The following is a 25,551-nucleotide window of genomic DNA, read 5'->3' on the forward strand; positions in this document are numbered from 1 at the left end:
TCGGTGTCCGAGACGAGGCACGGGGGCTTTGCCCCCACGCTTCCTGCGCCCCTGGATGGGGCGCAGGAAGCGTTCCCCCAGGATATTTGCACAAGGAAGAAACTGCCGTCGGCGCCAGGCCATGCAGGATTGCTGGACAGCCGCCATGGCTGGGGCTAGACCGGGCGGCACACCGGTTCTGGCCGGAAAGACCGCTTTGCGATGAAGGCCCGATATGCCCAGCTTGAATGACATCCGCTCGACCTTCCTGAACTATTTCGAACGCAACGGCCACAGGGTCGTCGAGTCGAGTCCCCTGGTGCCGCGAAACGACCCGACCCTGATGTTCACCAACTCGGGCATGGTGCAGTTCAAGAACCTGTTCACCGGGGTCGAGACCCGCGACTACAAGCGCGCCACCACTGCGCAGAAATGCGTCCGCGCCGGCGGCAAGCACAACGACCTCGACAATGTCGGCTATACCGCGCGCCACCATACCTTCTTCGAGATGCTGGGGAATTTCAGCTTCGGCGATTATTTCAAGGAAGGCGCGATTCCCTTTGCCTGGGAGTTGCTGACCAAGGATTTCGGCATCCCCAGGGACAAGCTGCTGGTCACGGTCTATCACACCGATGACGAGGCGGCGGACATCTGGAAGAAGGTCGCGGGGCTTTCCGACGACCGCATCATCCGCATCCCCACCAGCGACAATTTCTGGCAGATGGGCCCGACCGGCCCCTGCGGCCCCTGCACCGAGATCTTCTATGACCATGGCGAGCAGATCTGGGGCGGCCCGCCCGGCTCGGCCGAGGAGGACGGCGACCGCTTCATCGAGATCTGGAACCTCGTCTTCATGCAGAACGAGCAGTTCGAGGATGGCTCGATGCGGGCGCTGGACATGCAGTCCATCGACACCGGCATGGGGCTGGAGCGGATCGGCGCGCTCTTGCAGGGCAAGCATGACAATTACGACACCGATCTGATGCGCAGCCTGATCGAGGCCAGTGCGCATGCGACCAGCGCCGACCCCGACGGCCCCGGCAAGGTGCATCACCGCGTCATCGCCGACCATCTGCGCTCGACCAGCTTCCTGATCGCCGACGGGGTCATGCCCTCGAACGAGGGGCGCGGCTATGTGCTGCGCCGCATCATGCGCCGCGCCATGCGTCACGCCCATATGCTGGGCGCCAAGGATCCGGTGATGCACCGCCTGGTCCCGGCGCTGGTGCGCGAGATGGGCGCCGCCTATCCCGAGCTTGGCCGCGCACAGGCGCTGATCGAGGAGACGCTGAAGCTGGAGGAGACCCGCTTCAAGCAGACGCTGGACCGCGGCTTGCGGCTGCTGGACGACGAGTTGGCGAAGCTGCCCGAGGGGGCGAACCTGCCGGGCGAGGCGGCCTTCAAGCTTTACGATACCTATGGCTTCCCGCTGGACCTGACTCAGGACGCGTTGCGCGAAAAGGGCCGCGCGGTCGACACCGCCGGCTTCGATTCGGCGATGGCCGAGCAGAAGGCCAAGGCCCGCGCCGCCTGGGCCGGCTCGGGCGAGACCAAGGACGCCGCGATCTGGTTCGACATCGCCGAAGAACATGGCGCGACCGAGTTCCTGGGCTATGACACCGAGATCAGCGAGGGCCAGATCCTGGCGCTGGTGCAGGATGGTGCCGCCGTCGAGGAGGCGGGCGAGGGCCTGGCGGTGCAGATCGTGGTGAACCAGACGCCTTTCTATGCCGAATCCGGCGGCCAGGTCGGCGATACCGGGCTGATCAAGACCGAGACCGGCGCCGCGCGCGTGACCGACACGAAAAAGACCGGCGGCGTCTTCATCCATATCGCCGAGGTGACGCTGGGCACGATCCAGCCCGGCCAGGGCGCGCAGCTTTCCGTCGACCACGACCGCCGCAGCGCCATTCGCGCCAATCACTCGGCCACGCATCTGCTGCACGAGGCGCTGCGCCGCGCCCTGGGCGAACATGTCGCGCAGCGCGGCAGCCTGAACGCGCCCGACCGGCTGCGTTTCGACTTCAGCCATGCCAAGGCGATGACGCCCGAGGAACTGGTGCGGGTCGAGCGCGAAGTGAACGACTTCATCCGCCAGAACAGCCCGGTCGAGACCCGGATCATGACCCCGGACGACGCCCGCGCCCTGGGGGCGCAGGCGCTGTTCGGCGAGAAATATGGCGACGAGGTGCGCGTGGTCTCGATGGGCGATCTGCCGGGCTCGGGCAAGGGCACCGGCGGCCAGACCTATTCGCTGGAGCTTTGCGGCGGCACGCATGTCGCGCGCACCGGCGACATCGGCATGTTCGCGCTGACCTCGGAAACCGCATCCGCCGCCGGCATCCGCCGCATCGAGGCGCTGACCGGCCAGGCGGCGATGGACGAGTTGCGCCGCGTGGATGGCGAACTCAATGAAATCGCCGGCATCCTCAAGGCGCAGACCGGCGACGTGGTGAACAAGGTTCGCGCCCTGGCCGATGAGCGCAAGGCGCTGGCCAACGAGGTTGCGCAGCTCAAGCGCCAGCTGGCCATGGGCGGCGGCTCCGAGGACAAGCCGCGCGAGATCAACGGCGTCAAGCTGATTGCCCGCCGCGTCGAGGGGGTGAGCGGCAAGGAGCTTGGCCCGCTGGTCGACGAGATGAAGTCGCGGCTTGGTTCGGGCGCAGTGGTGGTGCTGGCCGAGGCGGACGGCAAGGCGACGGTGGCGGCCGGCGTGACCCCTGACCTGACCGGCCGGATCAGCGCCATCGAACTGGTGCAGGCCGCGACGGTTGCGCTTGGCGGCAAGGGCGGCGGCGGCCGGCCCGACCGCGCCCAGGGCGGGGCGCCCAGCCTTGCCGCTGCCGACAGCGCGATCGCTGCCGTCGAAACCCTGATCGGAGAGAAAGCATGACCGCGCTGTGGATCGCCCATGTCAACGTGACCGACCCCGAGGCCTATGGCGAATATGCCCGGCTGGCGGGTCCGGCGATTGCCGCATATGGCGGGGTCTTTCTTGCCCGCGGCTCGCGCTATGTGCAGCTTGAAGGCAAGGACCGCGCCCGCAACGTGGTGGCGCGCTTTCCCAGCGTCGAGGATGCGGTGGCCTGCTATCGTTCGGCCGAGTATCAGGCGGCGCTGGACCACGCCCGAGAGGCGGCCGAGCGCGATCTTGTCATCGTCGAGGAAAACCCGGCTTAGCCGGTTTAGTCACCGCATTTGGTGGATCGAATCACCGATGAATCCATGTGGGTCCGACCTCCAGGGGTTGCCGATGCATTCGCACGGCGTGAGGCCGCTCAGCGTCATCTTCACGCCCTGACAGTTGCGGAACCCCGCGGCTTCGATCCCGCCTTCGACCGCGGCTAGTTGCAACATGCCGCTGCGCCGGCCCTATGCGGGCAGATAGACGCGCGATGTGATCAGCCCCCGCCTTGATAGAGCCTCGATATAGAGTTCGGTCACGACCCTATAGGGTGCCGTTGAACTCCGCCAAGCCGTGGCAGCTACCCTTTAAAGGGGTGCCCGCCTGTCTGATGCTGGACGCAGGCAGGCATTTCGCGCCGCGGGTTTCGATCTTCTCGATTGGCATGCAGGAGATCCCCTGCGCAGCGCCGGGGCGCGCAAAGTCGGCAAGCGCCAGGCCGATGCCGAACGGCAGGGTCGGAAGCATACGGCTTGGGCGTCACCCGTGGCACAGCGTCCGGGTATCTCTTTCATGAGATCCCGTCGTGCCCTCTGGGCCCTCACGTTGCCGCCAGGTGACGCATGCCCTTTCGGGCGCTCGGAGGGCATGGGCCATGGGCACACCGGTCCTGGCCTTGGCCTGCCAACGAGAATGTTCCCAGCGTTCATCTGCGCCAGCTGGTCGCGCAGGGCGAGCAGCCTCGCGCATGCGACGCACCGCTGGCCGCGAGGCGAACTTGCAGGCCTCCGCGGCGTCGACTGTGGTTGCCATTCGCATCGGCTGCGGCGTCCATCTGCGTGAGGTGATAGAAACCCGGCGTATTGCCGGCATCGGCCGTATTCTCGAAAGAGCTGAGCATTTTCGCGCTATCTGCGGCGATCCCTGCGGATGCGTTGCCGCTAAGGAAAACTGCGCTTGGAAAGTTCTTTGAGCCGATATTACCCTGTTTGGCCGTATTCTCTCAGAAGCGCACCGCCTTGCCGACATCCTGGCCGTTGAACCGGGCCAGCCCGCAAATGAACCCGCCATTGGCATCGCCCGCTTCTGCCGGCCGGCACATGAGTTTTGCCGCCCCGACAACATATCGCCTTCCTGATAGCGGATGCCGCGCCGGTTCACCGCAAGAACCGAATCGTTCTCGACCCCGGCGGCATAGGATCGGCGTGTGTCCCCCGAAGCCCGATCTTGCAGGACAAACAGCCGCGCAGCGCGGGAATCAAGGCTAAGCTGCAGGTCTGTCGCCCGGCAAAGACCTGCAATACCGCGGTCGGCCGGGGTTCCGGTTCTTCCGCAAGCATAGCCCTCGAACGGGTTCGGATCATCGAGCAGGGCACGGCCCTGCAAAGCTCCAGGTGGTGCAGTAGCGCCGTCGGCAATTCTGACGGCCCAATCGATATATTTTCCGGTCCAGCAGCGCCGCTCGATCCCCGGCTTCTCGATGGGACGTTGCAAGCTTGGTTAAAAGTAACTTCCCATATACCCCGACTGCCGACCCGCCCTATTCCACCGTCACCGATTTCGCCAGGTTGCGGGGCTGATCTACGTCGGTGCCCTTCGCCACCGCGGTATGATAGGCCAGATATTGCATCGGCACCGCGTAAAGGATGGGCTGGAACAGCCCACCGCCCGCGGGCATCGCCAGCCCGGCCCGCATGCCATGGCCGCCGGTCTCCAGCCCCTCGGCATCCGAGATCAGCAGCACTTGCCCGTGGCGCGCCATCACCTCCTGCATGTTCGAGACGGTCTTTTCGAACAGGGCGTCGCGCGGCGCCAGCACCACCACCGGCACGTTGCGGTCGATCAGCGCGATCGGCCCGTGCTTCAACTCGCCCGAGGCATAGCCCTCGGCATGGATATAGCTGAGCTCCTTGAGCTTCAGCGCCCCCTCCAGCGCCACCGGGTAAAGCGCGCCGCGGCCCAGATACAGCACATCCTGCGCCTCGCTGAGCCAGCCGGCCAGGCGTCGGCATTCGTCGCTGACCGCCAGCGCCTGGTTCAGCAGCCCCGGTAGCGCGCGCAGGTCCGCCAGATGCGCGGCCAGCTCGGCCTCCGAGATGCGGCCGCGATCCCGCGCCGCCTTCAAGGCCAGCACCGCCAGCACCGCAAGCTGGCAGGTGAAGGCCTTGGACGAGGCGACGCCGACCTCGATCCCGGCCAGCGTCGGCAGGGCGATGTCGGCATCGCGCGCGATGGCCGAGGTGCCCACGTTCACCACCCCCACCGTGCGCGCCACCTTGTCGCGGGCGTAATGCAGTGCGGCCAGGGTGTCCGCCGTCTCGCCCGACTGGCTGACGAAGAGCGCCCAGCTTTTCGGCGAAAGCGGCGGCTCGCGATAGCGGAACTCGGAGGCCACGTCGAGGTCGCAGGGCAGGCCGGCCAGCCCCTCGAACCAGTAGCGGGCGACATGGGCGGCATAGAAGGCGGTGCCGCAGCCGACCAGCACCAGCCGGTCCACGTCGCGGAAATCCAGCGCCTCGGGCAGCACGATCCGGTCGCCCTTGATGTAGTGGTTCAGCGCGTCGCCCAGCACCACCGGCTGCTCGGCGATCTCCTTGGCCATGAAATGCCGGTAGCCGGCCTTGTCGATCTGGGTCGCGCCCACGTCGATCTGCTGGATCTCGCGACTGGCGGGGCGGCCTTCGGCGTCGAAGATCTCGGCCCCCGCGCGGCGGATGATGGCGTGGTCGCCGTCTTCCAGATAGGTGATGCGGTCGGTGAAGGGCGCCAGCGCCACCGCGTCCGAGCCAAGGAACATCTCGCCCGTGCCATGGCCCACGGCCAGCGGGCTGCCCTTGCGGGCGGCGATCATCAGGTCGGGCTCGCCCTCGAACAGGAAGGCCAGCGCAAAGGCGCCGTGCAGGCGCGCCAGCGTGGCCCGCGCCGCCTCGACGGGCGCAAGGCCCTGGTCCATGTGCCAGGCGGTCAGCAGCGCCACGGTCTCGGTATCGGTCTGCGATTCCGGCTGCATCCCCAGCCGCGTGACCTCGTCGCGCAGCTCGCGGAAGTTCTCGATGATGCCGTTATGGACCACGGCGACCGGGCCGCGGCGATGGGGATGGGCGTTGGCCTCGGTCGCGGCGCCATGGGTGGCCCAGCGGGTATGGCCGATGCCGGCATGCCCGGTCAGCGGCTCATGCACCAGCCGGTCGGACAGGTTCACCAGCTTGCCCACGGCGCGGCGGCGGTCCAGCCGCCCCGAGGCGTCCACGGTCGCCACGCCGGCGCTGTCATAGCCGCGGTATTCCAGCCGTTTCAGCGCCTCGACCAGTTGCGGCGAAACCTCGTGATCGCCCAGGATTCCGATGATGCCGCACATGTCAGTTCCCCTTTTTCTGGCGCAAGGCCTGCATCAGCCGCGTGGCGAGGCCCGGCTTCACCACCTGCTTGGCGCGTCCCAGCGCCAGCGCGTCGTCCGGCACGTCCTGGGTGATGACCGAGCCCGAGCCGGTCATCGCCCGCGCCCCCACCCGGACCGGCGCCACCAGCATGGTGTCCGAGCCGATGAAGGCATGGGCGCCGATCTCGGTCCGATGCTTGCCGACGCCGTCGTAATTGCAGGTCACGGTGCCGGCGCCGATATTCGTCGCCTCGCCGACATGGGCATCGCCCAGATAGGTCAGGTGGCCGACCTTGACGCCTTCGTCCAGCACTGAATTCTTGATCTCGACGAAATTGCCGACATGCACGTCGCCGCCCAGTTCCGCGCCGGGGCGCAGCCGGGCAAAGGGGCCGACCGTGGCGCCGGCGCTGACATGGCAGCCCTCCAGGTGGCAGAAGGGCAGGATCTCGGCGCCGCTTTCCACGGTCACGCCGGGGCCGAAAACCACGTTCTGCCCGATCACCGCGTCGCGGCCGATGCAGGTGTCCAGCGCGAACCAGACCGTCGCGGGGTCGCTCAGCGTCACGCCGTCCTCCAGCGCCTGGGCGCGGGCGCGTGCCTGGAAGGCGGCCTCGGCCTGCGCCAGTTCGGCGCGGGTGTTGATGCCCAGCGTCTCGGCTTCGTCGCAGGTCACGACCTCGACCCGGTGGCCGGCGGCGCGGGCCAGTCCGGGGATGTCGGTCAGGTAATATTCGCCCGCCGCATTGCGGTTGCCGATCCGGGGCAGGAATTCGCGCAGCAAGGCCGCATCCGCCGCCAGCACGCCGGAATTGACCAGGCGGATCGCCCGCGTCGCCTCGTCGGCATCCTTGTATTCGACGATCCGCTCCAGCCCCTCGGGGCCGGTGACGAGGCGGCCGTAGCGGCCGGGGTCGGCAGCCTCGAAGCCCAGCACCACCACATCGGCGGGATGGGCGGCAAGGCTTGCCAGCGTTTCCTGCCCGATGAAGGGGGTGTCGCCGTAAAGCACGATCACCCGGCCCGCGAAACCCTCCAGCGCCGGCAGGGCCTGGCTGACGGCATGGGCGGTGCCCAGCTGTTCCTGCTGCAGGGCGATCTGCGCCTCGGGGTCGAGCTTGGCCACGGCCTTGGCCACCGCCTCGGCGCCATGGCCGGCGACGACGACCGCCGCCTCGGGTTCCAGCGTCCGGCCGGCGGCAAGCGCATGGGCGACCAGCGGCAGGCCGCCCAGCCGGTGCAGCACCTTGGGCAGGTCCGACTGCATGCGGCTGCCCTGTCCGGCGGCCAGCACGATCAGCGCGACGGGTTTATCGGTCATCTCTGCCCTCTTGCCTGTTCCTTATCCTTGCCGGGCGTTCTACCTAGAGGGCGGCAGCCGGGAAAGACCCCGGCAGATCAAACATCTTGACGGAAGGTTACAGCATGGCGGGAACGGTGGTCTTCGATCTGGACGGCACGCTGGCCGATACCTCGGGCGACCTGATCGCGGCGGCCAATGCCTGCTTTGCGGCGCGCGGCCTGGGCGCGCTGCTGGACCCGGTCGAGGATGCGCTGATCGCCTTTCACGGCGGCCGGGCCATGCTGCGCGCCGGCTATGGCGGCCTGCCCGGCGACAGGCTGCTGCCGCCCGGCGCCGAGGACGAGGATTATCCGCGCCTGTTGGCCCATTACGGCGAGGCGATCGCCGTCCATACCCGGCTTTACCCCGGCGCCGAGGCTGCGCTGGACCGGCTGGCCGCGGCGGGCCACCGCCTTGCGGTCTGCACCAATAAGCCCGAGGCCCTGGCCGAGACATTGCTGCGCGAACTGGGCATCCGCGACCGCTTTGCCGCGATGATCGGCGCCGACACGCTGCCGGTGCGCAAGCCCGACCCGCGACCCTATGCCGCAGCGGTCGAGGCCGCGGGCGGCATGGTGGCGCAATCCTTCCTGGTCGGCGACACCGAAACCGACCGCAGGACCGCCGCCGCCGCCGGCGTGCGGGTGGCCCTGGTCGCCTTTGGCCCCGAGGGCGAGGCGCTGCGCCGGCTGGCGCCCGAGGCGATGCTGGCGCATTTCGACGACCTGCCGGGGCTGGCCGCCGATTGGCTGGGCTGAGCCGGGATCGAAGGGGGCCGCAAAGACCCCCCGGTCCAGGGCCCTATTCCGCCTCGTCGGCGGATTTGGCGTTGAGCTGGCCGTAGTTCTGCGCGCCGATCTCTTCGTAGAGGCCCAGCTGGGTTTCGAGGAAGTCGATATGCCCCTCTTCGTCGGTCAGCAGCGAATCGAACAGGTTCTTGCTGACGTAATCCCCGACCTTGTCGCAATATTCCCGCGCCTCGATGTAAAGCGTGCGGGCGTCGTATTCGGCCGCCAGGTCGGATTCCAGCGTTTCCTTGAGGTTCTGGCCGATCCGCAGGGGATCCAGCTTTTGCAGGTTGGGATGGCCTTCCAGGAAGATGATTCGCTGGATCAGGCGGTCCGCATGATGCATTTCCTCGATGGATTCGCCGCGGGACTTGTCGGCGATCTTGCCGTAACCCCAGTCCTCTTGCAGGCGATAATGCAACCAGTACTGGCTGACCGCGGTGAGTTCAGACCGTAGCGCTGCGTTGAGATACTCGATGACCTTTGCGTCGCCCTTCATGGCTTACCCCTGTGCGGTTGGCTTTCAGCCCCCGCAGGATCGGGGGCACAGCCAGATTATCGCATCCGCGCATGGTGTCCAGAAACAATGGCATACAGCCCCCGCAATCGGCCCGCTTGCCGAGTGCGTGGTAGATCTTGCCAGGGGTGATGATCGTCTCGGGGTCGGCGGCACGCATCCAGTCAATCGCGGCCTTGATGTCGTGGTCGGAAATCTGGGTGCAGTGGCAGACGATCATTTACTCACCTCGGTTGGCCAAAACTTACTCATTCCCTCGGATAAGTAAAGCCCGAGTTTTTCACTTTGTGATGACCGCCTGCCTTGACGCCCCTCGGCGGCCCGGACAGAACCTAAGCCCATGAAGCTGGACGATTTCGACTTTCACCTGCCCGAAGGGCTGATCGCGACCCGCCCGGCGCGGCCGCGCACCGCCGCGCGGCTGCTGCTGGCCCTGGGCGATTCGATTCGCGACCTGCACGTGCGCGACCTTGCCGACCTGCTGGGGCCGGGCGACCTGCTGGTGCTGAACGACACCAAGGTCATCCCGGCGCGGCTGACCGGAACCCGCGCGCGCCCGACCCCGCAGGGCGAGGCGGTGGCGAAGGTCGAGGTCACGCTGCTGGAGCCCGCGGCCGATGGCTGGAAGGCGCTGGCCAAGCCGCTGCGCAAGCTGAAGCCCGGCGAGGTGATCCGCTTTGGCGAGGCGCTGTCGGCCGAGGTGGCGGGGATTTCCGAAGGCGAGCTGACCCTGCGCTTCGACGCGACGGGCGCGGCGTTCGACGCCGCGCTGGCCCAGGTCGGCGCCATGCCGCTGCCGCCCTATATCGCCGCGCTGCGCGCCCCGGACGATGCCGACCGTCAGGATTACCAGACCGTCTGGGCGCGGCGCTCGGGCGCCGTTGCCGCGCCGACCGCCAGCCTGCATTTCGACGACGCCCTGCTCGGTCAGCTGGCGGCGCGCGGCGTGCGCTTCGCCCATGTCACCCTGCATGTCGGCGCCGGCACCTTCCTGCCGGTCAAGGTCGAGGACGTGACGACGCACAAGATGCACGGCGAATGGGGCGAGGTCACGCCCGAGGCGGCCGCCGCGATCAACGCCACCCGCGCCCAGGGCGGGCGGGTGATCCCGGTCGGCACCACGGCGCTGCGGCTGATCGAATCGGCCGCCGACCAGGACGGAATCGTGCATCCGTTCCAGGGCGTTACCGAAATCTTCATCTATCCCGGCTATCGCTTTCGCGTGACGGATGCGCTGATAACCAATTTCCACTTGCCGAAATCGACGCTGCTGATGCTGGTCAGCGCCCTGATGGGCCAGGACCGCATCCGCGGCATCTATCATCACGCGGTGGAATCGGGCTATCGCTTCTTCAGCTATGGCGACGCCTCCCTGCTGATTCCGAAGGATCCGTGATGCTGACCGTCCTGCGCACCACCTGGCCGCTGCTTCTGGGCATCCTGCTCTTGATGGTCGGGAACGGGATGCAGGGCACGCTGCTGGGCATCCGCGGCAAGATCGAGAACATCTCGACCACCCAGATGTCGGTGGTGATGGCCGCCTATTTCGGCGGCTTCCTGCTGGGTTCGCGCGTGGTGCCGGAACTGATCCGCAAGGTCGGCCATGTCCGGGTCTTCGCCGCGCTCGGCTCGCTGATCTCGTCGGTGCTGATCCTCTATGCGGCGGCGCCGCACTGGATCGCCTGGGCGCTGATGCGGCTGCTGATCGGCTTCTGCTTCTCGGGGGTCTACATCACCGCGGAAAGCTGGCTGAACGCCGGCACCACCAACGAGAACCGCGGCCAGGCCATGTCGGCCTATATGATCATGCAGATGCTGGGCATCATCACGGCGCAGTTCCTGATGAACACGGCCGACCCGGCGGGCTACCTGCTGTTCGTGATCCCCTCGGTGCTGGTCAGCTTCTCCTTCCTGCCGATCCTGCTTTCGACCCAGCCCGCGCCGCAATTCTCGACGCTGAAGCGGATGAGCTTCGGCAGCCTGTTCCGCGCCTCGCCGCTGGGCTGCATCGGCATCTTCCTGATGGGCGGGGTGTTCTCGGCGCTGTTCGGCATGGCCTCGGTCTGGGGCTCGACCAAGGGGCTCTCGGTGCGCGAGATCTCGGCCTTCGTGGCGGCGATCTATGCCGGCGGGCTCTTGCTGCAATATCCGATCGGCTGGCTTTCGGACCACGGCGACCGGCGCTTCATCGTGCTGGGCCTGTCGGTGCTGGGCGCGGTGGTCAGCCTGGCCACGGTGACGCTGCAACCGGGGATCTGGGGCCTGCTGCTGGCCGCGGCGCTGATCGGCGGCGTGGCCAATCCGGTCTATTCGCTGCTTCTGGCCTATACCAACGACTTCCTGGACCAAAGCGACATGGCCGCCGCATCGGCGGGCCTGCTGTTCATCAACGGCGTCGGCGCCATGGCCGGGCCGCTGATCACCGGCTGGCTGATGTCTCTGCTAGGCCCGGACGGGTTCTGGGTCTATATCGGCCTGCTCCTGGCGATGCTGGCCTTCTATGCCGGCTGGCGCCGCACCCGCCGCCCGACCCCGGTCCTGGACCAGAGCTTCGCCGTCATCGCCCCCTCGGCCACCCCCGTCGCGGTCGAGGCGGCGCTGGAAACCGCCAGTTCCGACGACGGCGACAAACCCGCCTGAACGGCTTGCGACCCGCCCCCGGCTCTGCGACCATCGGTCAAAACGGAGGGCAAGGCCATGACCGACACCGCGACACCCGAGGAGATCAACCGCTTCTGGCTCGAGGAGGTCGGCGAGAAGGGCTGGTATGAGCGCTCGGACGCGCTGGACGAAACCGTCCGCCGGCGCTTCCGGCCGGCCTGGGAACGCGCCGCCGACCTGGTGCCCGGCTGGGCCGCCACGCCCGAGGGGATGCTGGCCGGGCTGATCCTGACCGACCAGTTCCCCCGCAACATGTTCCGCGAGGACGCCCGCGCCTTCGCCACCGATCCCCTGGCCCGCAGCCTGGCCCGCGAGGCGGTCGACAGCGGCCTGCACCTGCGCATCGAACCGCCTGCCCGGCAGTTCGTCTACCTGCCTTTCGAACATTCCGAGGATCCGGCGGACCAGGAGCGCGCGGTGGCCCTGTTCGCCGAGTTCATGCCGGGCGAGAACCTGCGCCATGCCGAGCTGCACCGCGACACCATCGCGAAATTCGGCCGCTTCCCCTGGCGCAACGCGGCGCTGAATCGCGTGCCCACGCCGGCGGAAATCCGCGTCATGGAGGCCGGCGGCTATGGCGCGCTGGTCGCGGGCAAGCTGTCGCTTGCTGACGTCTGAAAATTGGTTTAACGCTGAACTATCTTTTCTGAGAGGGGGATTCCCATGGCGCAAAGCTTCGACATGGTGGTGATCGGTTCCGGCCCTGGCGGCTATGTCTGCGCCATCCGCGGCGCGCAGCTGGGCCTCAAGGTGGCCTGTATCGAGCGCGAGCATCTGGGCGGCATCTGCCTGAACTGGGGCTGCATCCCGACCAAGGCGCTGCTGCGCTCGGCCGAGGTCTTTCACCTCATGCACCGCGCCAAGGAATTCGGCCTTTCCGCCGACAAGATCGGCTATGACCTCAGTGCCGTGGTGCAACGCTCGCGCGGCGTGGCCAAGCAGCTCGCCGGCGGCGTCGGCCACTTGCTGAAAAAGAACAAGGTCACCGTCATCATGGGCGAGGCCAGCCTGATCGCCCCCGGCAAGATCAGCGTCAAGACCGACAAGGGCGCCGAGGAAGTGACCGCGAAATCCATCGTGCTGGCCACGGGCGCCCGCGCCCGCGAACTGCCGGGGCTGGAACCCGACGGCGACCTGGTCTGGAACTACAAGCACGCCCTGCAGCCGCCGCGGATGCCGAAAAAGCTGCTGGTGATCGGCTCGGGCGCCATCGGCATCGAATTCGCCAGCTTCTTCAACACGCTGGGGGCCGACACTACCGTGGTCGAGGTCATGGACCGCGTGCTGCCGGTCGAGGATGCGGAAATCTCGGCCCTGGCGAAGAAGCAATTCGTCAAGCAGGGCATGAAGATCCTGGAAAAGGCGGCAGTCAAGAAGCTGGACCGCGCAAAGGGCAAGGTCACCGCCCATATCGAGACCGGCGGCAAGACCGAGACGCATGAATTCGACACGGTGATCTCGGCCGTCGGCATCGTCGGCAACGTGGAAAACCTCGGCCTTGAAAAACTGGGCGCCAAGATCGACCGCACCCATGTCGTCACCGACGAATATTGCCGCACCGGCGTGGACGGGCTCTATGCCATCGGCGACGTCGCCGGCGCGCCCTGGCTCGCCCACAAGGCCAGCCATGAAGGCGTCATGGTCGCGGAACTGATCGCCGGCCAGCACCCGCATCCGATCAAGCCGAACTCGATCCCCGGCTGCACCTATTGCAACCCGCAGGTGGCCTCGGTCGGCCTGACCGAGGAAAAGGCCAAGGCCGCGGGCCATGAGGTCAAGGTCGGCCGCTTCCCCTTCATCGGCAATGGCAAGGCCATCGCTCTGGGCGAGCCCGAGGGCCTGATCAAGACCGTCTTCGACGCCAAGACCGGCGAGTTGCTGGGTGCCCACATGGTCGGCGCGGAAGTGACCGAGCTGATCCAGGGCTATGTCGTCGGCCGCACGCTGGAAACCACCGAGGCCGAGCTGATGGAGACGGTCTTCCCGCACCCGACGCTGTCCGAGATGCTGCACGAGGCCACGCTCTCGGCCTATGGCCGCGCCATCCACTTCTGAAACGGCAAGGGGGCCTCACGGCCCCTGCTTCTTTCGTGCCCAAATATCCCACGGGGGTCCGGGGGTGTGAAACCCCCGGCGCGACGATCACGCCGGCAGCGGCATCCGCGCCTCGATCATCCCGGCATACCAGCTCGACCCGGCCGGGATCGCATTGTCGTCGAAATCATAGGCCGGGTGATGCACCATCGCCGTGTCGCCGTTGCCGACGAAGATATAGGCGCCGGGGCGTTCGTTCAGCATGTAGCTGAAATCCTCGCCGGCCATCAGCGGCTCCATTTCCATGTCCACCGCGCCCGCCACCTGCCGTGCGACCTCGGCCGCGAAACCTGTCGCTTCGGGATGGTTCATCGTCACCGGATAGCCGCGCTCATAGGTGACCTCGGCCATGGCGCCGAAGGCGGCGGCGGTATGGGTGGCGACGCGCCTGATGCCCTCCTCCAGCTGGTCGCGCACCTCTGGCGCCAGGCTGCGGGCGGTTCCCTTCAGCTTCACCACCTGCGGGATGACGTTATGCGCGGTCGAATCGCTCTGCACCACGCAGACCGAGACGACGCCGCTTTTCAGCGGATCGACATTGCGCGCGACGACGGATTGCAGCGAGACGATGACCTGCGCCGCGACCAGCATGGTGTCGACCGCCTCATGCGGCTTGGCGGCATGGCCGCCCTTGCCGGTGATGACGATGTCGAACTGGTCGGCGGCCGCCATCATCGCGCCCTCGCGGATGGCGAAGCTGCCCACCGGATAGCCGGGCATGTTGTGCATGCCGTAGAATTCCTGAATGCCCCAGCGCTCGACCAGCCCGTCCCGGACCATGGCGAGGCCGCCCGCGCCCCCCTCTTCGGCGGGCTGGAAGATCACCACGGCGGTGCCGTCGAAATTGCGCGTCTCGGCCAGGTATTTCGCCGCGCCCAGCAGCATGGCGGTATGGCCGTCATGGCCGCAGGCATGCATGACCCCCGGCGTCTTCGAGGCGTATTCCGCCCCGGTCTGCTCGTTGATCGGCAGCGCGTCCATGTCGGCCCGCAGCCCGATCACCCGGCCGCTGGCATTGCTGCGGCCCCGGATGACGCCGACCACGCCGGTGCGGCCGACGCCCTCGGCGACCTCATCCAGGCCGAAGCTGCGCAGCAGCTCGGCCACGCGGCCGGCGGTGCGGTGGACCTGGTAGTCGAGTTCGGGGTTCTGGTGAAAGTCGCGGCGCCAGGCGGTGATCTCGGGCAGCAATTCGGCAAAGCGGTTCTTGACGGGCATGGACGATCTCCTTCGGCCCGCAGGTTACGCCTTTCGCCAAGCGCCGCAAGGCCGTGCGGGCGCCCGCGCCCCGCGCGCGCCGGGGAGGAAACGAAAAAACCCCGGCACCTGCCGGGGTTTTCGCCATGACGGCCATATCCGGGGGGTGCCGGCCGGAGAGCCGGCCGCCCCGTTCAGAACTTCGCCCGCAGCGTCAGCTCGGCGCTGCGTTCGTCGCCATAGACCACGGTGTCGTAGAAGCCGGTCGTGGCATAGTATTTCTCGTTGAGGATGTTGTTCACGCTGAGCGTCAGCTCGGTCTTGTCCGTCACCTGGTAAGAGGCGTTCAGGTCGAAGACGGCATAGGAGCCCTGATGCACGTTGACGTTGACATCCGTGTCGAAATCCATGCTGTCGGTGCCGCTTTGCCAGCGCATCGCCCCGCCCACCGTCAGCTTGTCGTCGAACATGCCCGCCAGCCGATAGTCGGTCGCCAGCTTCAGCGTATGCTTGGGCTGGTCGGCGGCGAAGCGGTTGCCGTCCTTGTCCTTCGAGGTGCGGAAGGTGTAGCCGGCCGAGACGTTCCAGCGGTCGTTGATCGCCCCCGCCGCCTCAAGCTCGAAGCCGCGGGTGGTGGTGCCGTCGATGCTTTCGTAGATGTCGCGCAACCGGGTCTCGTCATAGCCCACCCAGTTCGCCACGTCCTTCTGGTCGGTCTTGAAGATCGCCGCCGAGGCATACATCGCCCCGCCCATCAGGTCGGCCTTGACGCCCAGTTCGTAGTTCCAGCCATAGGTCGGGTCGAGGTAGTCGCCGTTGATGTCCTGGGCGATCTGCGGCTTGTAGATGCTGGTGACGCTGCCGTAGGCGGTATAGGTCGGGTTCAGGTCGTAGGTGAAGCCGAGATAGGGCGTGATCTCGCCGCTATAGCTGTATTCATGTGTCGGGCTGCCCAGCGAGCCCTCGGTGCCCTTCCACCAGTTGGCGCGGGCGCCGGCGATGACCGAGAACGGCTCGGCGACCTGGATCTTGGTGGTGGCATAGAGCCCGTATTGGCGCTGCTTGCTGGTCCAGCTGCTGGTCACCTCGTCCGAGAAGCCGGGGCGGGGATAGCTTCCGTCCCAGTCGAAGACATTGCCGACCGGAGCCAGCGTGTCCAGATCGACCGCGTGGCCGTAGTAGTTGCTCTTGAAATCCGAAGCCATGGCCCCGACGACGAACTGGTGGTCGCGACCGAAGGCCTGGAAGTCGCCGTTCAGCACCGCGTTCAGCGACGAGACCTTGGTGGTGCCATTGTATTTCGCCGCCCAGGGGCTGAGGCCAAGGCCGGTTTCCCGGTCGGGCGCGCCGGTGATCCAGGCCAGCTCCATGTCCGCCTCGCTGCGGATATGGGTGGCGACCACGCGCGCTGTCCAGCCGTTCTGGAATTCGTGCTCGAGCGAGGCGAAGGCCTCGGTCCGCTCGGTATCGACATAGGTCCAGTCCGCGCCCAGGGTCGATCCCCAGTCCCAGTCGATCAGCCCGCCATCGGCATAATAGGGCGGCAGGCCGCCCCAGGTCACGTTGTCGGCCTTGGACTTCTGATAGGTAAGGCCGGTGCTCAGCAGCGTGCTTTCGCCCAGGTCCACGTCCAGCGCGCCGAACAGGACATATTTGTCCTTGTGATAGCCGTCCAGCATGCCGTCGCGGCTGTCCACGACGCTGACCAGCCGGCCGCGCACGCTGCCGGTGTCGTTCAGCGGCCCCGACACGTCGGATTCGGCGCGCGCGCCCTTGGGATAGGCCAGCGAGACGGCGGCCTGGTTCTGGAACTCCTCGGTCGGGCGCTTGCGGATGAAGTTGATCGAGGCGCCCGGCTCGCCCGCGCCCTGCATCAGCCCGGTGGCGCCGCGCACGATTTCGACATGGTCGTAAAGCGCCATGTCGGTGTTGTTGTCGCCAAAGGTCCAGGCGCCGTTGCGCGGTGCGGGCACGCCGTCATATTGGTAGGCGTCGATGTAGAAGCCGCGCGAATAGTAGTTGATGCGGTCGCTTTCGAACGCCTGCACGGTGATGCCGGTCGCCGCGTCCATCGTCTCGGCGACGGTGGTGATGTTGCGGTCCTTCATCTGCGCGTCGGTGATGACGCTGGTGGATTGCGGCGTCTCCTTCTGGCTCAGCACCAGGCCGGTGGCCGAGCGCATCCATTCCGTGGTCCAGCTTTCGGTGCCCTCGGTCTGGGTGCCGGGGGCGGCGGTGATCGTCACCTCGTCCAGGGTGACGGTGCCGGCGGTGCCTTCCTCGGTCTCCTGCGCCATGGCCGGGCTGGCCAGAAGCGCCAGGATGCCGGCGGAAAGCGCCGTCGTCAGCCGCGCATGCGCGGCGAAGGGGATCAGGGGTCGATGTGTCATGGCAAGCCATCCGATAGGGTTCGGGTGCTGACTGGCGCATGGCTGGCTGATATGCCCGCTATTCCCGCCGCGAGGGCCGGCGATCAAGCAGAGTCGGCGGCCGGCAAGGGCTTGTGCCGGCTTGTGACAATCCCGCAACAGGGCGTTCAACCAGACGTTGCCGGCCCGGCCGGCACCAGATGGCTCCATCTCGCGATGGACCGGGGGCGGCGGCAGGTGCCCGACGGGATGGATCGGCGAGGGGATGGGCCGCGATCAGCCGCCGGCTATGGGGGTGCTGCGGGTTCTTGAAGACCTGCCGGCGGCTGCCGGTCTTGACGAAGCGGCCCAGATGCGCGGTGGACCCTGTCGGCGACGGGTTGCGCGAGGTTATGGGCCCGCGGATCCGGGGGCGTTCAACGGCGCGGTCGCAGGAGTATTTGGGGAACAGAGAAGCACCCGCCTGGCCCCTGGGAACGGGTATTTGGGAAACGGTGGAAGCCGTCAGAACGCGCGCGCGAGCGTCGGCAGTTCCGAGCGCGGCAGGATCAGCAGCATCGGGCCCTCGCATTCCAGCGTGACCGGGCCCGTGGCCTCGTTCGAGGTGCCGCTGAGGCCGGTGGGGGCGAAGGCGAGCCCGTCGAGGGGCCATTTGAGCCCGGAGGAGCGGCCGCTGGCCGGGGCCATCGCGAAGAGCGAGACCCGCGTGCCGGGCGCGAGGTCCAGCGCGAGGCGCGGGGGCGCGAGCGTGATCACGTCCTCGCCGGCGACCAGCAGGCAGGGCGGGCCGATGCGGCGGGCGATGACGCCGAGGGCCGACAGGAAATGGTCGTGGCGCGCGCCGGAGAAGCCGAGCGCGACGACGAAGGGCGCGTCGAGGTTGGACAGGCATTTCTCGAAATCGGTGCTGTCCTGTTCGGCGATGGGGTGCTGGTTCGCCAGGGGGATCTCGGACCGGGCGCGGGCCGAGATGCTGTCGAAATCGCCCCAGACCGCCGCCGGCATCAGCCCGTGACTGAGCGCGGTATCGGCGCCGCTGTCGGCGGCGGCCACCACCGGCGCGAGCCGCAGCGCCAGGTCGAGGTCGGCGCGGCCGACCGGCGCCCCGCCGATCAGCGTGACCGGGCGGGCGCTGCTGAGCCTCATTCGCCCTTGCCGATGCCGGTGAAGACCTTGCGGAAGGGCAGGGCCCAGAGGATGCCCAGGGCGACATAGACCGCAAGCTCGACCAGGATCGGCTGGCGGCCCCAGGTCCGGTCCATCCAGTTCACCAGGCTGACCGCCACCACGATATAGAGCGGCAGCCCGACCAGCAGGATCACCAGCGACCAGCGTTTGCGCGTCTTGAGGTCCATGTCCTGTCCGGGTCAGTCCGCGAAGGGGTCGGTCACGAGGATGGTATCGTCGCGCTCGGGCGAGGTCGAGAGCAGCGCGACGGGGCACTGGATCAGCTCTTCGATGCGGCGGACGTATTTGATCGCATTGGCGGGCAGGTCGGCCCAGCTGCGCGCGCCCTGGGTCGATTCCTGCCAGCCCTCCATCTCCTCGTAGACGGGGGTCGCCCTGGCCTGCAGCGAGGCGGCGGTGGGCAGGTGGTCGTAATGCTGGCCGTCCACCTGATAGCCGGTGCAGATCTTGAGCGTCTGGAACCCGTCCAGCACGTCGAGCTTGGTCAGCGCGATGCCGTCCACGCCGGAAATGGCGCAGGTCTGGCGCACCAGCACCGCGTCGAACCAGCCGCAGCGGCGCTTGCGCCCGGTGACGGTGCCGAATTCATGGCCACGCTCGCCCAGGCGCTGGCCGTCGGCATCGTCGAGCTCGGTCGGGAACGGGCCTTCGCCGACGCGGGTGGTATAGGCCTTGACGATGCCCAGCACGAAGCCAATCGCCGAGGGGCCGAGCCCGGTGCCGCTGGCCGCCATGCCCGACATGGTGGTCGAGCTGGTCACATAGGGGTAGGTGCCGAAGTCGATGTCCAGAAGGCTGCCCTGCGCGCCCTCGAACAGGATGCGCTTGCCGGCCTTGCGGTAGTCGTTCATCACCTTCCACACCGGCTGGGCGTATTGCAGCAGCTTCGGCGCGATCTCCAGCAGCTTTGCGCGCAGTTCCGCCCGGTCGATGGGCGCGGCGTCCAGGCCCTGGCGCAGCGCGTCGTGATGGGCCAGCAGGCGGTCGAGGCGCGAATCCAGCGTCTCTTCGTCGCCCAGGTCGGCGACGCGGATGGTGCGGCGGCCGACCTTGTCCTCATAGGCCGGGCCGATGCCGCGGCCGGTGGTGCCGATCTTGCTGGCGCCCGCGGCCTCTTCGCGCAGCTTGTCGAGATCCTGGTGCAGCGGCAGGATCAGCGGCGTATTCTCGGCGATCATCAGGTTGGCGGGCGAGATCTCGACCCCCTGCGCGGCGAGCTTGTCGATTTCCGAAAACAGCGCCCAGGGGTCCAGCACCACGCCATTGCCGATGACCGCCATCTTGCCCTTGCGCACGATGCCCGAGGGCAGGAGCGACAGCTTGAAGACCTGGTTGCCGATGACCAGCGTGTGGCCGGCGTTGTGGCCGCCCTGGAAGCGCGCGATCACATCAGCGCGTTCCGACAGCCAGTCGACGATCTTGCCCTTGCCTTCGTCGCCCCATTGCGCGCCGACGACCACCACATTGGCCATTGTGCTTACCCCTTGCGGTCATGAATGCCGCGAACCGTATAATGGCCGAAGCCCTTGGGGGAAAGCGCATTCCGTTCGGCCGACGGATTCCGCCGGGCTGCGGTGGGCCGGGCGCAAGCCTTGCGCCGGGCGGCGCCGGCCATGCCGGGCCGACCGCCTTTGCGTCGCGTGGCCGGCCACGCCCATGCTGCAATGCAGCGTTGCAAAAGATGCCATGGCGGGCTGGGCGAAACCGCCCTAGATTGGACGGCAGGGGAGGAAACCATTCGCCAATACCGAAAGGGTTTCCCATGGCTATCATTGCAAGCAATCGTCCTCGGATCAGTCTCGCGGCGCTGTATTCCGGCTTTCGCGACTGGCTGGCGCGCGGGACCGAGGCCTATATCCGCCAGCAGTCGCGCCGCGCCGAGATCGAGGTTCTGAAGGCGAAATCCGACGCCGAACTGGCCAAGATGGGCCTGACCCGCGACCGGATCGTGCAATACGTCTTCAGCGACCGCATCTGGTTCTGACCGGCGCGGGCGCGACGAGGCGCCCGGCGGATTGATCCCTTCGATTCGCCCTGCTGGCGGAATTACCCCTCGCGCCAGCAGGGTTGCAGGTCGCCCGGCCGCGGGCTTGCCGCATGGACGCCGCGCGCGATGGCGCGGGCCAGCGTGCAGGCGGCGGCATGGCCCAGCAGGAACGGCGTCAGCGCCGGATCGGGCAGGGGCCTGGCCCCCGTCGAGACGGCAAAGACCAGGTCGCCGTCGAAGGGCGTGTGGCTGGGCACGATGGCGCGGGCCATGCCGTCCTGCGCCGCCGTCGCCAGCCGGGTCAGCCCGGCTTTGTCGAGCGCCGCATCGGTGGCGACGATGGCGATGGTCGTGGCCTCGCCCAGCCGTTTCGCCGGGCTTGGCTCATGGCCGGCCGGGTAGGGGCCGGCTAGGCCCAGCCCGCCGAATTCGTCCCCCAGCTCCCAGGGTGCGGCCCAGAACTGCCGGGTCTCGCCCGCCGTCACCGATCCCAGCGCGTTCACCACCACCAGCGCGCCGACGGTGATGCCGCCCTCCAGCACTGCCGAGGCCGAGCCGAGCCCGCCCTTCCAGCGATGCGTCATCGCGCCGGTGCCCGCGCCCTCGCTGCCCAGGGCGAAATCGGCCCCGGCGGCCTCCAGCGCCGCACGGCCCAGTCCGGGATAGGGGTTGGCGCCCCAATCCTTGTCGCCGCCGTTCAGCAGGTCGAAGACGATGGCGCCGGGCACGATGGGCACCCGCACCGGCCCGATCTCGAAGCCGCGGCCCATGGCGCGCAACCCGTCCGAGACGCCGTCGCAGGCGGCCAGGCCAAAGGCCGAGCCGCCCGACAGCACCAGCGCGTCCACCCCCTGCACCAGCTTGTCGGGGGCCAGCAACTCGGTCTCGCGCGTGCCGGGGGCGCCGCCCATGACGTTGAAGCCGCAGGCGAAGGGCGCCTCGCCAAGCAGCACCGTCGCACCCGAGCGCAGGGCGTCGTCGCGGGCATTGCCGACCCGCAGGCCGGCGACATCGGTGATCAGGTTTCGCGGTCCGGGTCGCATCGGGGTCTCCTGCGAGGGGGATCGACCTGCAATCTGCACGACGCGCGCCCCCGGCCGCAACCCGCGCCCGCATTCCGGCGTTGCACGGTTGAACCGCCGCGCCTACCTAATGCGGCAGGACATGCGAAAGGACTGCACCATGAGCGCCCCCATCCACAGGATCTTCGGCCGGCCGCTGGATGCCGAGATGCCGAAAGGCTATGACCAGGCGATCTTCGGCATGGGCTGTTACTGGGGCGTCGAGCGGCTGTTCTGGCAGCAGGAGGGTGTCTGGCTGACCGAGGTCGGCTTTACCGGCGGCACGGCCGAGAACCCGAGCTACAAGCAGGTCTGCGCCGGCGGCACCGGCCATGCCGAGGTGGTGCGCGTGGTCTATGACAGCTCGCGCGTCAGCTATGAGCGGCTGTTGCAGATCTTCTGGGAAAACCACGACCCGACCCAGGGCAACCGCCAGGGCAACGACGTGGGTTCGCAATACCGCTCGCTCGTCATGGTGTTCAACGACAGCCAGAAGGCGGCGGCGGAACTGTCCAAGGCCGATTACGGCAACCGGCTGGCGGTGCAGGGCTATCCCGACATCACCACGCAGATCATCCCCGCCGGTCCCTTCTGGCGGGCCGAGGACGACCACCAGCAATATCTGGACCGTTATCCGAATGGCTATTGCGGCTTGCGCGGCACGGGTGTCAAAGCCCCGCTGACCGATACAGCCGAGGGATATTGAATGGCGACCTGGACCGCGCTGACCCACACCAAAGGCCGCGAGGCGGCCGAGGCGCTTGCCGAGGCGGGCGAGGATCTGACCCCCGAGCCCGTCGGCAGCGGCGTCTTCGAGATCGAGGATGGCTCGGATCGCTGGGAGGTGGGGCTTTACTTCACCGAGGCCCCGGACGAGGTGGGGCTGGCGCTGCTGGCCGCCGCCTGGGACGCGCCGCCCTTCGCGGTCTCGGAACTGCCCGAGGTGGACTGGGTCGCCCATGTCCGGCGCGAACTCACGCCGGTCGAGGCCGGGCGCTTCTTCGTCCATGGCGGCCATGATGCCGACAAGGTGCCCGAGGGCGCCGAGGCGCTGCTGATCGAGGCGGCCATGGCCTTCGGCACCGGCCATCACGCCACGACCAAGGGCTGCCTGCTGGCGCTGGACCGCATGATCGCAGAGGGCGCCGCGCCGCGGCGCATCGTCGATGTCGGCTGCGGCACGGCGGTCCTGGCCATGGCGGCGGCGCGGGCGTTCCCGGTGATCGTGCTGGCCGGCGACATCGACCCGCAGGCGGTGGACGTGGCCCGCGCCAATGTCATCGCCAACGGGCTGGACGGGCGCGTCGAATGCGTCGAGGCGGTGGGCTTCGACCATCCGCTGATCGAGAATGCGGCGCCTTTCGACCTGGTCTTTGCCAATATCCTGAAGCAGCCGCTGATCGATCTGGTGCCGGACATGGCGCGCCATGTCGCGCCGGGCGGCAGGGCGATCCTGTCGGGCATCCTCGCCACCCAGGCGGATGAGGTGATCGCGGCCTATGCGGCGGGCGGGTTGGCGCTGGAGCGGCGCGACGACCTGGGCGAATGGTCCACCCTGGTCGTCCGGCGCGGCTGATCGCCGCAAGCGCCCCGCCGAAAATACTGAAGGCGGCCTTGCGGGGCCGCCTGTTCGTCTTGCCCATCCGGGCCGGGAAAGGGTCTGCGGGCTTGCCGCAGCCGTTTTCGCGTCTTCAACCGCTGCTTAGCGGGCGCGCGCAATCCGTTCGATATCGCCGCGGCACAGACCGATATCGTCCAGCTCGCGATCCGAAAGACGGCTCAGCGCGTTCCGGGTCACCCGCGCATCGTTCCAGGCCGACAGCGTCGCCCAGATTTTCGAGCCAATACCGATAGAGCCCGCCCCGCCATGGATGCGGTTCGTGTCAATCGCCGACATAGTTTTTCACCTTGAGATCATTGCCCGCTCATCGGGCGCTTCGTTGATGCATCAGCATATAGGCCGGGCAGTTTGCGAAAACCACGGACAAACCGGCATCTCTGCCATGCAGCTTGTGCATAAGAGACCGGAATTCCTGACTTTTTGCGGCAAGGGCCTGGAAATCATGCTGCGGTGCAATATTCTCCCGCGCGGAGCCGGTTTCCAGCGGGAAGATTGCGCGTTTCAGACCGGATCGTTCAGCGCCAGTCGCCCAGGGCCGCCTGCCAAAGCGCCAGTGACGCGACGGCAGCCGTATCGGCGCGCAGGATTCGCGGGCCCAGGGCGACGGGCGTGACGCAATCCATCGCCGAAAGCCGCCTGCGCTCCGATTCGGACCAGCCGCCCTCGGGGCCGATGAGAATCGCCCAGGGGCCGCGCGGCAGGCCGGACAGCACCTGCGCCGGCCCTGCCAGCGCCTCGTCCGCCCACAGGATGCGCCGCCCGGCGTCCCAGCCGTCCAGCAGCCGCGACAGCGGCACCAGGTCGCAGACCTCGGGGACATAGGTGCCGCCGCATTGCTCGGCCGCCTCGACGGCATGGGCTTGCAGGCGGTCCTGGCGAATGCGCTCGGAATTGGTATGGTCGGTCTGGACGGGCAGGATGCGGGCGGCGCCCATCTCGGCCGCCTTTTCCACGATGAAATCGGTGCGCGCCTTCTTGATCGGGGCAAAGACCAGCCACAGGTCGGGCGGGTTCAGCTGCGGCGCGGTTTGCCGCAGCGCCTCCAGCGCGCCGCCGCGCTTGGCGATGCGTTCGATCCGCGCCAGCCATTCGCCGTCGCGGCCGTTGAAGACCAGGATCTCGTCCCCCGCGGCCTGCCGCATGACCGAGGAAAGGTAATGCGCCTGGTCGGGATTCAGCTCGACGCCTTGTCCCTCGGCCAGCGGGTGATCTATGAACAGTCTGATTTTCGCCATGATGGGGCGCAGCCTAATGCAGACCGACCGTCAGACGCCAGAGGGGCAGACGCCAGAGGGCCCAAGCACCGTCGCCGACGCGCCGCCCGACAATTGGGTGGACCGCCATGCGCCGCTGGACTGGAGGCCGTGGCTGCGCCTGTCGCGCGCCGACCGGCCGATCGGCACCTGGCTTTTGCTGCTGCCCTGCTGGTGGGGCATCGGGCTGGCGATGATCGCCGACGGGCCGGAATGGCGCGACCTGTGGATCGCCGTGGCCTGCGGCGTGGGCGCGGTGCTGATGCGCGGCGCCGGCTGCACCTGGAACGACATCACCGACCGCGACATCGACGACAAGGTGGCGCGCACGCGCTCGCGCCCGATCCCCTCGGGGCAGGTGACGGTCCGCGGGGCGCTGGTCTGGCTGGTGGCGCAGTCGCTGGCCGGCCTTGCCATCCTGCTGACGCTGGGGGGTGCGGCCATCGCGCTGGGCGTGGCCTCGCTGGCGCTGGTGGCGGTCTATCCCTTTGCCAAGCGCTTCACCTGGTGGCCGCAGGTCTTCCTGGGCCTGGCCTTCAACTGGGGCGTGCTGCTGGCCTGGGCGGCGCATACCGGCAACCTGGCCCCGGCGCCGGTGCTGGCCTATCTGTCGGGCATCGCCTGGACGATCTTCTACGACACCATCTATGCCCACCAGGATGCCGAGGACGACGCGCTGATCGGCGTCAAGTCCACCGCCCGGCTGTTCGGCGCCGACACGCCGCGCTGGCTGGCGGGCTTCGGCACCGCCTCGGTGCTGCTTCTGGGGCTGGCGGTGATGGCGGCCGCGCCCCAGGGGCTGGGCCTGACCTTCGGCCTGCTGGGCGTGGTCGGTTTCGCTGCGCATCTGGCCTGGCAGCTGTGGCGCTTCGACATGACCGACAGCGCCGGCTGCCTGCGGCTGTTTCGCAGCAACCGCGACGCCGGGCTGGTGGTTGCGCTGTTTCTTGCCTTGGCGGGGCTGGTCTGATTGCGAAAACCCGGCGCAGGG

General features: G+C 67.9%; 24 protein-coding genes. 12 read left to right on the top strand and 12 right to left on the bottom strand.

Features of this window, described 5'->3' with window-relative positions; all coding sequences use genetic code 11:
* Positions 1-214 precede the first annotated feature (214 nt).
* The 3 genes from alaS to E3U25_RS22640 all read left to right on the top strand — a co-directional run bounded on the left by alaS (position 215) and on the right by E3U25_RS22640 (position 4,076).
* Positions 215-2,872 carry an alanine--tRNA ligase gene (gene alaS / locus E3U25_RS22630; protein WP_116222992.1) on the top strand — a complete coding sequence of 886 codons (2,658 nt, stop codon included), beginning with the start codon at positions 215-217 and terminating at the stop codon, positions 2,870-2,872.
* Positions 2,869-3,159, top strand: a complete 291-nt coding sequence (locus E3U25_RS22635) for a DUF1330 domain-containing protein (protein WP_116222991.1) — start codon at positions 2,869-2,871, stop codon at positions 3,157-3,159. Before alaS ends, E3U25_RS22635 begins: the two co-directional genes overlap by 4 nt.
* Before the next feature lie 692 nt (positions 3,160-3,851).
* Positions 3,852-4,076 carry a hypothetical protein gene (locus E3U25_RS22640; protein ID WP_139293894.1) on the top strand — a complete coding sequence of 75 codons (225 nt, stop codon included), beginning with the start codon at positions 3,852-3,854 and terminating at the stop codon, positions 4,074-4,076.
* A 567-nt stretch (positions 4,077-4,643) separates the two neighbouring features.
* Here the strand turns inward: E3U25_RS22640 and glmS are convergent.
* Both glmS and glmU read right to left on the bottom strand, forming a co-directional pair.
* On the bottom strand, positions 4,644-6,461 hold the full coding sequence (gene glmS / locus E3U25_RS22645) for a glutamine--fructose-6-phosphate transaminase (isomerizing) (RefSeq protein WP_116222989.1): 1,818 nt from the start codon (positions 6,459-6,461) through the stop codon (positions 4,644-4,646).
* A gap of 1 nt (position 6,462) precedes the next feature.
* The gene (gene glmU / locus E3U25_RS22650) at positions 6,463-7,803 is read right to left on the bottom strand and encodes a bifunctional UDP-N-acetylglucosamine diphosphorylase/glucosamine-1-phosphate N-acetyltransferase GlmU (protein ID WP_116222988.1); all 1,341 of its coding nucleotides are present in this window, start codon (positions 7,801-7,803) and stop codon (positions 6,463-6,465) included.
* 104 nt (positions 7,804-7,907) lie between these two features.
* On the opposite strand from glmU, the gene E3U25_RS22655 reads away from it, so the two are divergent.
* A complete protein-coding gene (locus tag E3U25_RS22655; protein WP_116222987.1) occupies positions 7,908-8,582 on the top strand; it encodes an HAD-IA family hydrolase in 675 nt (224 codons plus the stop codon).
* A gap of 43 nt (positions 8,583-8,625) precedes the next feature.
* On the opposite strand, the gene bfr is transcribed toward E3U25_RS22655, so the two are convergent.
* Together bfr and E3U25_RS22665 are read right to left on the bottom strand one after the other, a co-directional pair.
* Complete coding sequence (bfr, locus tag E3U25_RS22660) at positions 8,626-9,111, bottom strand: bacterioferritin (protein WP_036750146.1); 486 nt, start codon at positions 9,109-9,111, stop codon at positions 8,626-8,628.
* On the bottom strand, positions 9,059-9,349 hold the full coding sequence (locus tag E3U25_RS22665) for a (2Fe-2S)-binding protein (RefSeq protein WP_072461009.1): 291 nt from the start codon (positions 9,347-9,349) through the stop codon (positions 9,059-9,061). Before E3U25_RS22665 ends, bfr begins: the two co-directional genes overlap by 53 nt.
* Before the next feature lie 120 nt (positions 9,350-9,469).
* Between E3U25_RS22665 and queA the strand changes: the two genes are divergently transcribed.
* From queA to lpdA, 4 genes are read left to right on the top strand one after another with little or no spacing between them, the layout of a single operon-like run.
* Complete coding sequence (gene queA, locus E3U25_RS22670; protein ID WP_116222986.1) at positions 9,470-10,525, top strand: tRNA preQ1(34) S-adenosylmethionine ribosyltransferase-isomerase QueA; 1,056 nt, start codon at positions 9,470-9,472, stop codon at positions 10,523-10,525.
* The gene (locus tag E3U25_RS22675) at positions 10,525-11,769 is read left to right on the top strand and encodes an MFS transporter (RefSeq protein ID WP_072461007.1); all 1,245 of its coding nucleotides are present in this window, start codon (positions 10,525-10,527) and stop codon (positions 11,767-11,769) included. The genes queA and E3U25_RS22675 overlap by 1 nt, the downstream gene beginning before the upstream one ends.
* A gap of 57 nt (positions 11,770-11,826) precedes the next feature.
* Positions 11,827-12,408, top strand: coding sequence for a DUF924 family protein (locus tag E3U25_RS22680; RefSeq protein ID WP_116222985.1), 582 nt, complete (start codon positions 11,827-11,829; stop codon positions 12,406-12,408).
* Positions 12,409-12,453: 45 nt separating this feature from the next.
* The gene (gene lpdA / locus E3U25_RS22685) at positions 12,454-13,845 is read left to right on the top strand and encodes a dihydrolipoyl dehydrogenase (RefSeq protein WP_116222984.1); all 1,392 of its coding nucleotides are present in this window, start codon (positions 12,454-12,456) and stop codon (positions 13,843-13,845) included.
* 87 nt (positions 13,846-13,932) lie between these two features.
* On the opposite strand, the gene E3U25_RS22690 is transcribed toward lpdA, so the two are convergent.
* From E3U25_RS22690 to E3U25_RS22710, 5 genes are all read right to left on the bottom strand, one after another.
* Positions 13,933-15,102 (bottom strand): M20 aminoacylase family protein, encoded by a 1,170-nt coding sequence (locus E3U25_RS22690; protein WP_036750131.1) that lies wholly within the window; start codon positions 15,100-15,102, stop codon positions 13,933-13,935.
* Positions 15,103-15,275: 173 nt separating this feature from the next.
* Positions 15,276-17,471 carry a TonB-dependent siderophore receptor gene (locus E3U25_RS22695; RefSeq protein ID WP_116222983.1) on the bottom strand — a complete coding sequence of 732 codons (2,196 nt, stop codon included), beginning with the start codon at positions 17,469-17,471 and terminating at the stop codon, positions 15,276-15,278.
* Between the two features lie 483 nt (positions 17,472-17,954).
* Positions 17,955-18,596, bottom strand: coding sequence for a thiamine diphosphokinase (locus E3U25_RS22700; RefSeq protein WP_116222982.1), 642 nt, complete (start codon positions 18,594-18,596; stop codon positions 17,955-17,957).
* Positions 18,593-18,805 (bottom strand): DUF2842 domain-containing protein, encoded by a 213-nt coding sequence (locus E3U25_RS22705; RefSeq protein ID WP_011746949.1) that lies wholly within the window; start codon positions 18,803-18,805, stop codon positions 18,593-18,595. The genes E3U25_RS22700 and E3U25_RS22705 overlap by 4 nt, the downstream gene beginning before the upstream one ends.
* A 12-nt stretch (positions 18,806-18,817) precedes the next feature.
* Complete coding sequence (locus E3U25_RS22710) at positions 18,818-20,110, bottom strand: adenylosuccinate synthase (RefSeq protein ID WP_036750121.1); 1,293 nt, start codon at positions 20,108-20,110, stop codon at positions 18,818-18,820.
* 290 nt (positions 20,111-20,400) lie between these two features.
* Here E3U25_RS22710 and E3U25_RS22715 point away from each other — a divergent pair, with 290 nt between their 5' ends.
* Complete coding sequence (locus tag E3U25_RS22715) at positions 20,401-20,622, top strand: hypothetical protein (RefSeq protein WP_114535154.1); 222 nt, start codon at positions 20,401-20,403, stop codon at positions 20,620-20,622.
* A 62-nt stretch (positions 20,623-20,684) separates the two neighbouring features.
* On the opposite strand, the gene E3U25_RS22720 is transcribed toward E3U25_RS22715, so the two are convergent.
* Positions 20,685-21,668, bottom strand: a complete 984-nt coding sequence (locus tag E3U25_RS22720; protein ID WP_116222981.1) for a P1 family peptidase — start codon at positions 21,666-21,668, stop codon at positions 20,685-20,687.
* Positions 21,669-21,807: 139 nt separating this feature from the next.
* Between E3U25_RS22720 and msrA the strand changes: the two genes are divergently transcribed.
* On the top strand, positions 21,808-22,392 hold the full coding sequence (msrA, locus tag E3U25_RS22725) for a peptide-methionine (S)-S-oxide reductase MsrA (RefSeq protein WP_116223279.1): 585 nt from the start codon (positions 21,808-21,810) through the stop codon (positions 22,390-22,392).
* Entirely contained in the window at positions 22,393-23,262 is an 870-nt protein-coding gene (locus E3U25_RS22730) for a 50S ribosomal protein L11 methyltransferase (protein ID WP_116222980.1), read from the top strand. It begins immediately after the preceding gene.
* Positions 23,263-23,388: 126 nt separating this feature from the next.
* Here E3U25_RS22730 and E3U25_RS22735 read toward each other — a convergent pair whose 3' ends face one another.
* Together E3U25_RS22735 and E3U25_RS22740 are read right to left on the bottom strand one after the other, a co-directional pair.
* The gene (locus tag E3U25_RS22735; RefSeq protein ID WP_036750106.1) at positions 23,389-23,583 is read right to left on the bottom strand and encodes a DUF1127 domain-containing protein; all 195 of its coding nucleotides are present in this window, start codon (positions 23,581-23,583) and stop codon (positions 23,389-23,391) included.
* A 239-nt stretch (positions 23,584-23,822) separates the two neighbouring features.
* The gene (locus E3U25_RS22740; protein ID WP_116222979.1) at positions 23,823-24,542 is read right to left on the bottom strand and encodes a 16S rRNA (uracil(1498)-N(3))-methyltransferase; all 720 of its coding nucleotides are present in this window, start codon (positions 24,540-24,542) and stop codon (positions 23,823-23,825) included.
* A gap of 16 nt (positions 24,543-24,558) precedes the next feature.
* Here E3U25_RS22740 and ubiA point away from each other — a divergent pair, with 16 nt between their 5' ends.
* Positions 24,559-25,530 (top strand): 4-hydroxybenzoate octaprenyltransferase, encoded by a 972-nt coding sequence (gene ubiA / locus E3U25_RS22745; RefSeq protein ID WP_116222978.1) that lies wholly within the window; start codon positions 24,559-24,561, stop codon positions 25,528-25,530.
* Positions 25,531-25,551 lie beyond the last annotated feature (21 nt).

This window comes from Paracoccus versutus (assembly GCF_029909795.1).
GTDB lineage: Bacteria > Pseudomonadota > Alphaproteobacteria > Rhodobacterales > Rhodobacteraceae > Paracoccus > Paracoccus versutus.

Excerpts from the sequence above, each read along its gene's own strand:
- ubiA (WP_116222978.1), top strand. The coding sequence starts at position 24,559 with ATGCAGACCGACCGTCAGACGCCAGAGGGGCAGACGCCAGAGGGCCCA.
- E3U25_RS22740 (WP_116222979.1), bottom strand. The coding sequence starts at position 24,542 with ATGGCGAAAATCAGACTGTTCATAGATCACCCGCTGGCCGAGGGACAA.
- msrA (WP_116223279.1), top strand. The coding sequence starts at position 21,808 with ATGAGCGCCCCCATCCACAGGATCTTCGGCCGGCCGCTGGATGCCGAG.
- E3U25_RS22695 (WP_116222983.1), bottom strand. The coding sequence starts at position 17,471 with ATGACACATCGACCCCTGATCCCCTTCGCCGCGCATGCGCGGCTGACG.
- E3U25_RS22705 (WP_011746949.1), bottom strand. The coding sequence starts at position 18,805 with ATGGACCTCAAGACGCGCAAACGCTGGTCGCTGGTGATCCTGCTGGTC.
- E3U25_RS22730 (WP_116222980.1), top strand. The coding sequence starts at position 22,393 with ATGGCGACCTGGACCGCGCTGACCCACACCAAAGGCCGCGAGGCGGCC.
- alaS (WP_116222992.1), top strand. The coding sequence starts at position 215 with ATGCCCAGCTTGAATGACATCCGCTCGACCTTCCTGAACTATTTCGAA.
- lpdA (WP_116222984.1), top strand. The coding sequence starts at position 12,454 with ATGGCGCAAAGCTTCGACATGGTGGTGATCGGTTCCGGCCCTGGCGGC.
- E3U25_RS22720 (WP_116222981.1), bottom strand. The coding sequence starts at position 21,668 with ATGCGACCCGGACCGCGAAACCTGATCACCGATGTCGCCGGCCTGCGG.
- E3U25_RS22715 (WP_114535154.1), top strand. The coding sequence starts at position 20,401 with ATGGCTATCATTGCAAGCAATCGTCCTCGGATCAGTCTCGCGGCGCTG.
- E3U25_RS22635 (WP_116222991.1), top strand. The coding sequence starts at position 2,869 with ATGACCGCGCTGTGGATCGCCCATGTCAACGTGACCGACCCCGAGGCC.
- E3U25_RS22640 (WP_139293894.1), top strand. The coding sequence starts at position 3,852 with ATGCGACGCACCGCTGGCCGCGAGGCGAACTTGCAGGCCTCCGCGGCG.
- glmS (WP_116222989.1), bottom strand. The coding sequence starts at position 6,461 with ATGTGCGGCATCATCGGAATCCTGGGCGATCACGAGGTTTCGCCGCAA.
- E3U25_RS22675 (WP_072461007.1), top strand. The coding sequence starts at position 10,525 with ATGCTGACCGTCCTGCGCACCACCTGGCCGCTGCTTCTGGGCATCCTG.
- E3U25_RS22690 (WP_036750131.1), bottom strand. The coding sequence starts at position 15,102 with ATGCCCGTCAAGAACCGCTTTGCCGAATTGCTGCCCGAGATCACCGCC.
- E3U25_RS22700 (WP_116222982.1), bottom strand. The coding sequence starts at position 18,596 with ATGAGGCTCAGCAGCGCCCGCCCGGTCACGCTGATCGGCGGGGCGCCG.
- E3U25_RS22665 (WP_072461009.1), bottom strand. The coding sequence starts at position 9,349 with ATGATCGTCTGCCACTGCACCCAGATTTCCGACCACGACATCAAGGCC.
- bfr (WP_036750146.1), bottom strand. The coding sequence starts at position 9,111 with ATGAAGGGCGACGCAAAGGTCATCGAGTATCTCAACGCAGCGCTACGG.
- E3U25_RS22680 (WP_116222985.1), top strand. The coding sequence starts at position 11,827 with ATGACCGACACCGCGACACCCGAGGAGATCAACCGCTTCTGGCTCGAG.
- E3U25_RS22735 (WP_036750106.1), bottom strand. The coding sequence starts at position 23,583 with ATGTCGGCGATTGACACGAACCGCATCCATGGCGGGGCGGGCTCTATC.
- E3U25_RS22710 (WP_036750121.1), bottom strand. The coding sequence starts at position 20,110 with ATGGCCAATGTGGTGGTCGTCGGCGCGCAATGGGGCGACGAAGGCAAG.
- E3U25_RS22655 (WP_116222987.1), top strand. The coding sequence starts at position 7,908 with ATGGCGGGAACGGTGGTCTTCGATCTGGACGGCACGCTGGCCGATACC.
- glmU (WP_116222988.1), bottom strand. The coding sequence starts at position 7,803 with ATGACCGATAAACCCGTCGCGCTGATCGTGCTGGCCGCCGGACAGGGC.
- queA (WP_116222986.1), top strand. The coding sequence starts at position 9,470 with ATGAAGCTGGACGATTTCGACTTTCACCTGCCCGAAGGGCTGATCGCG.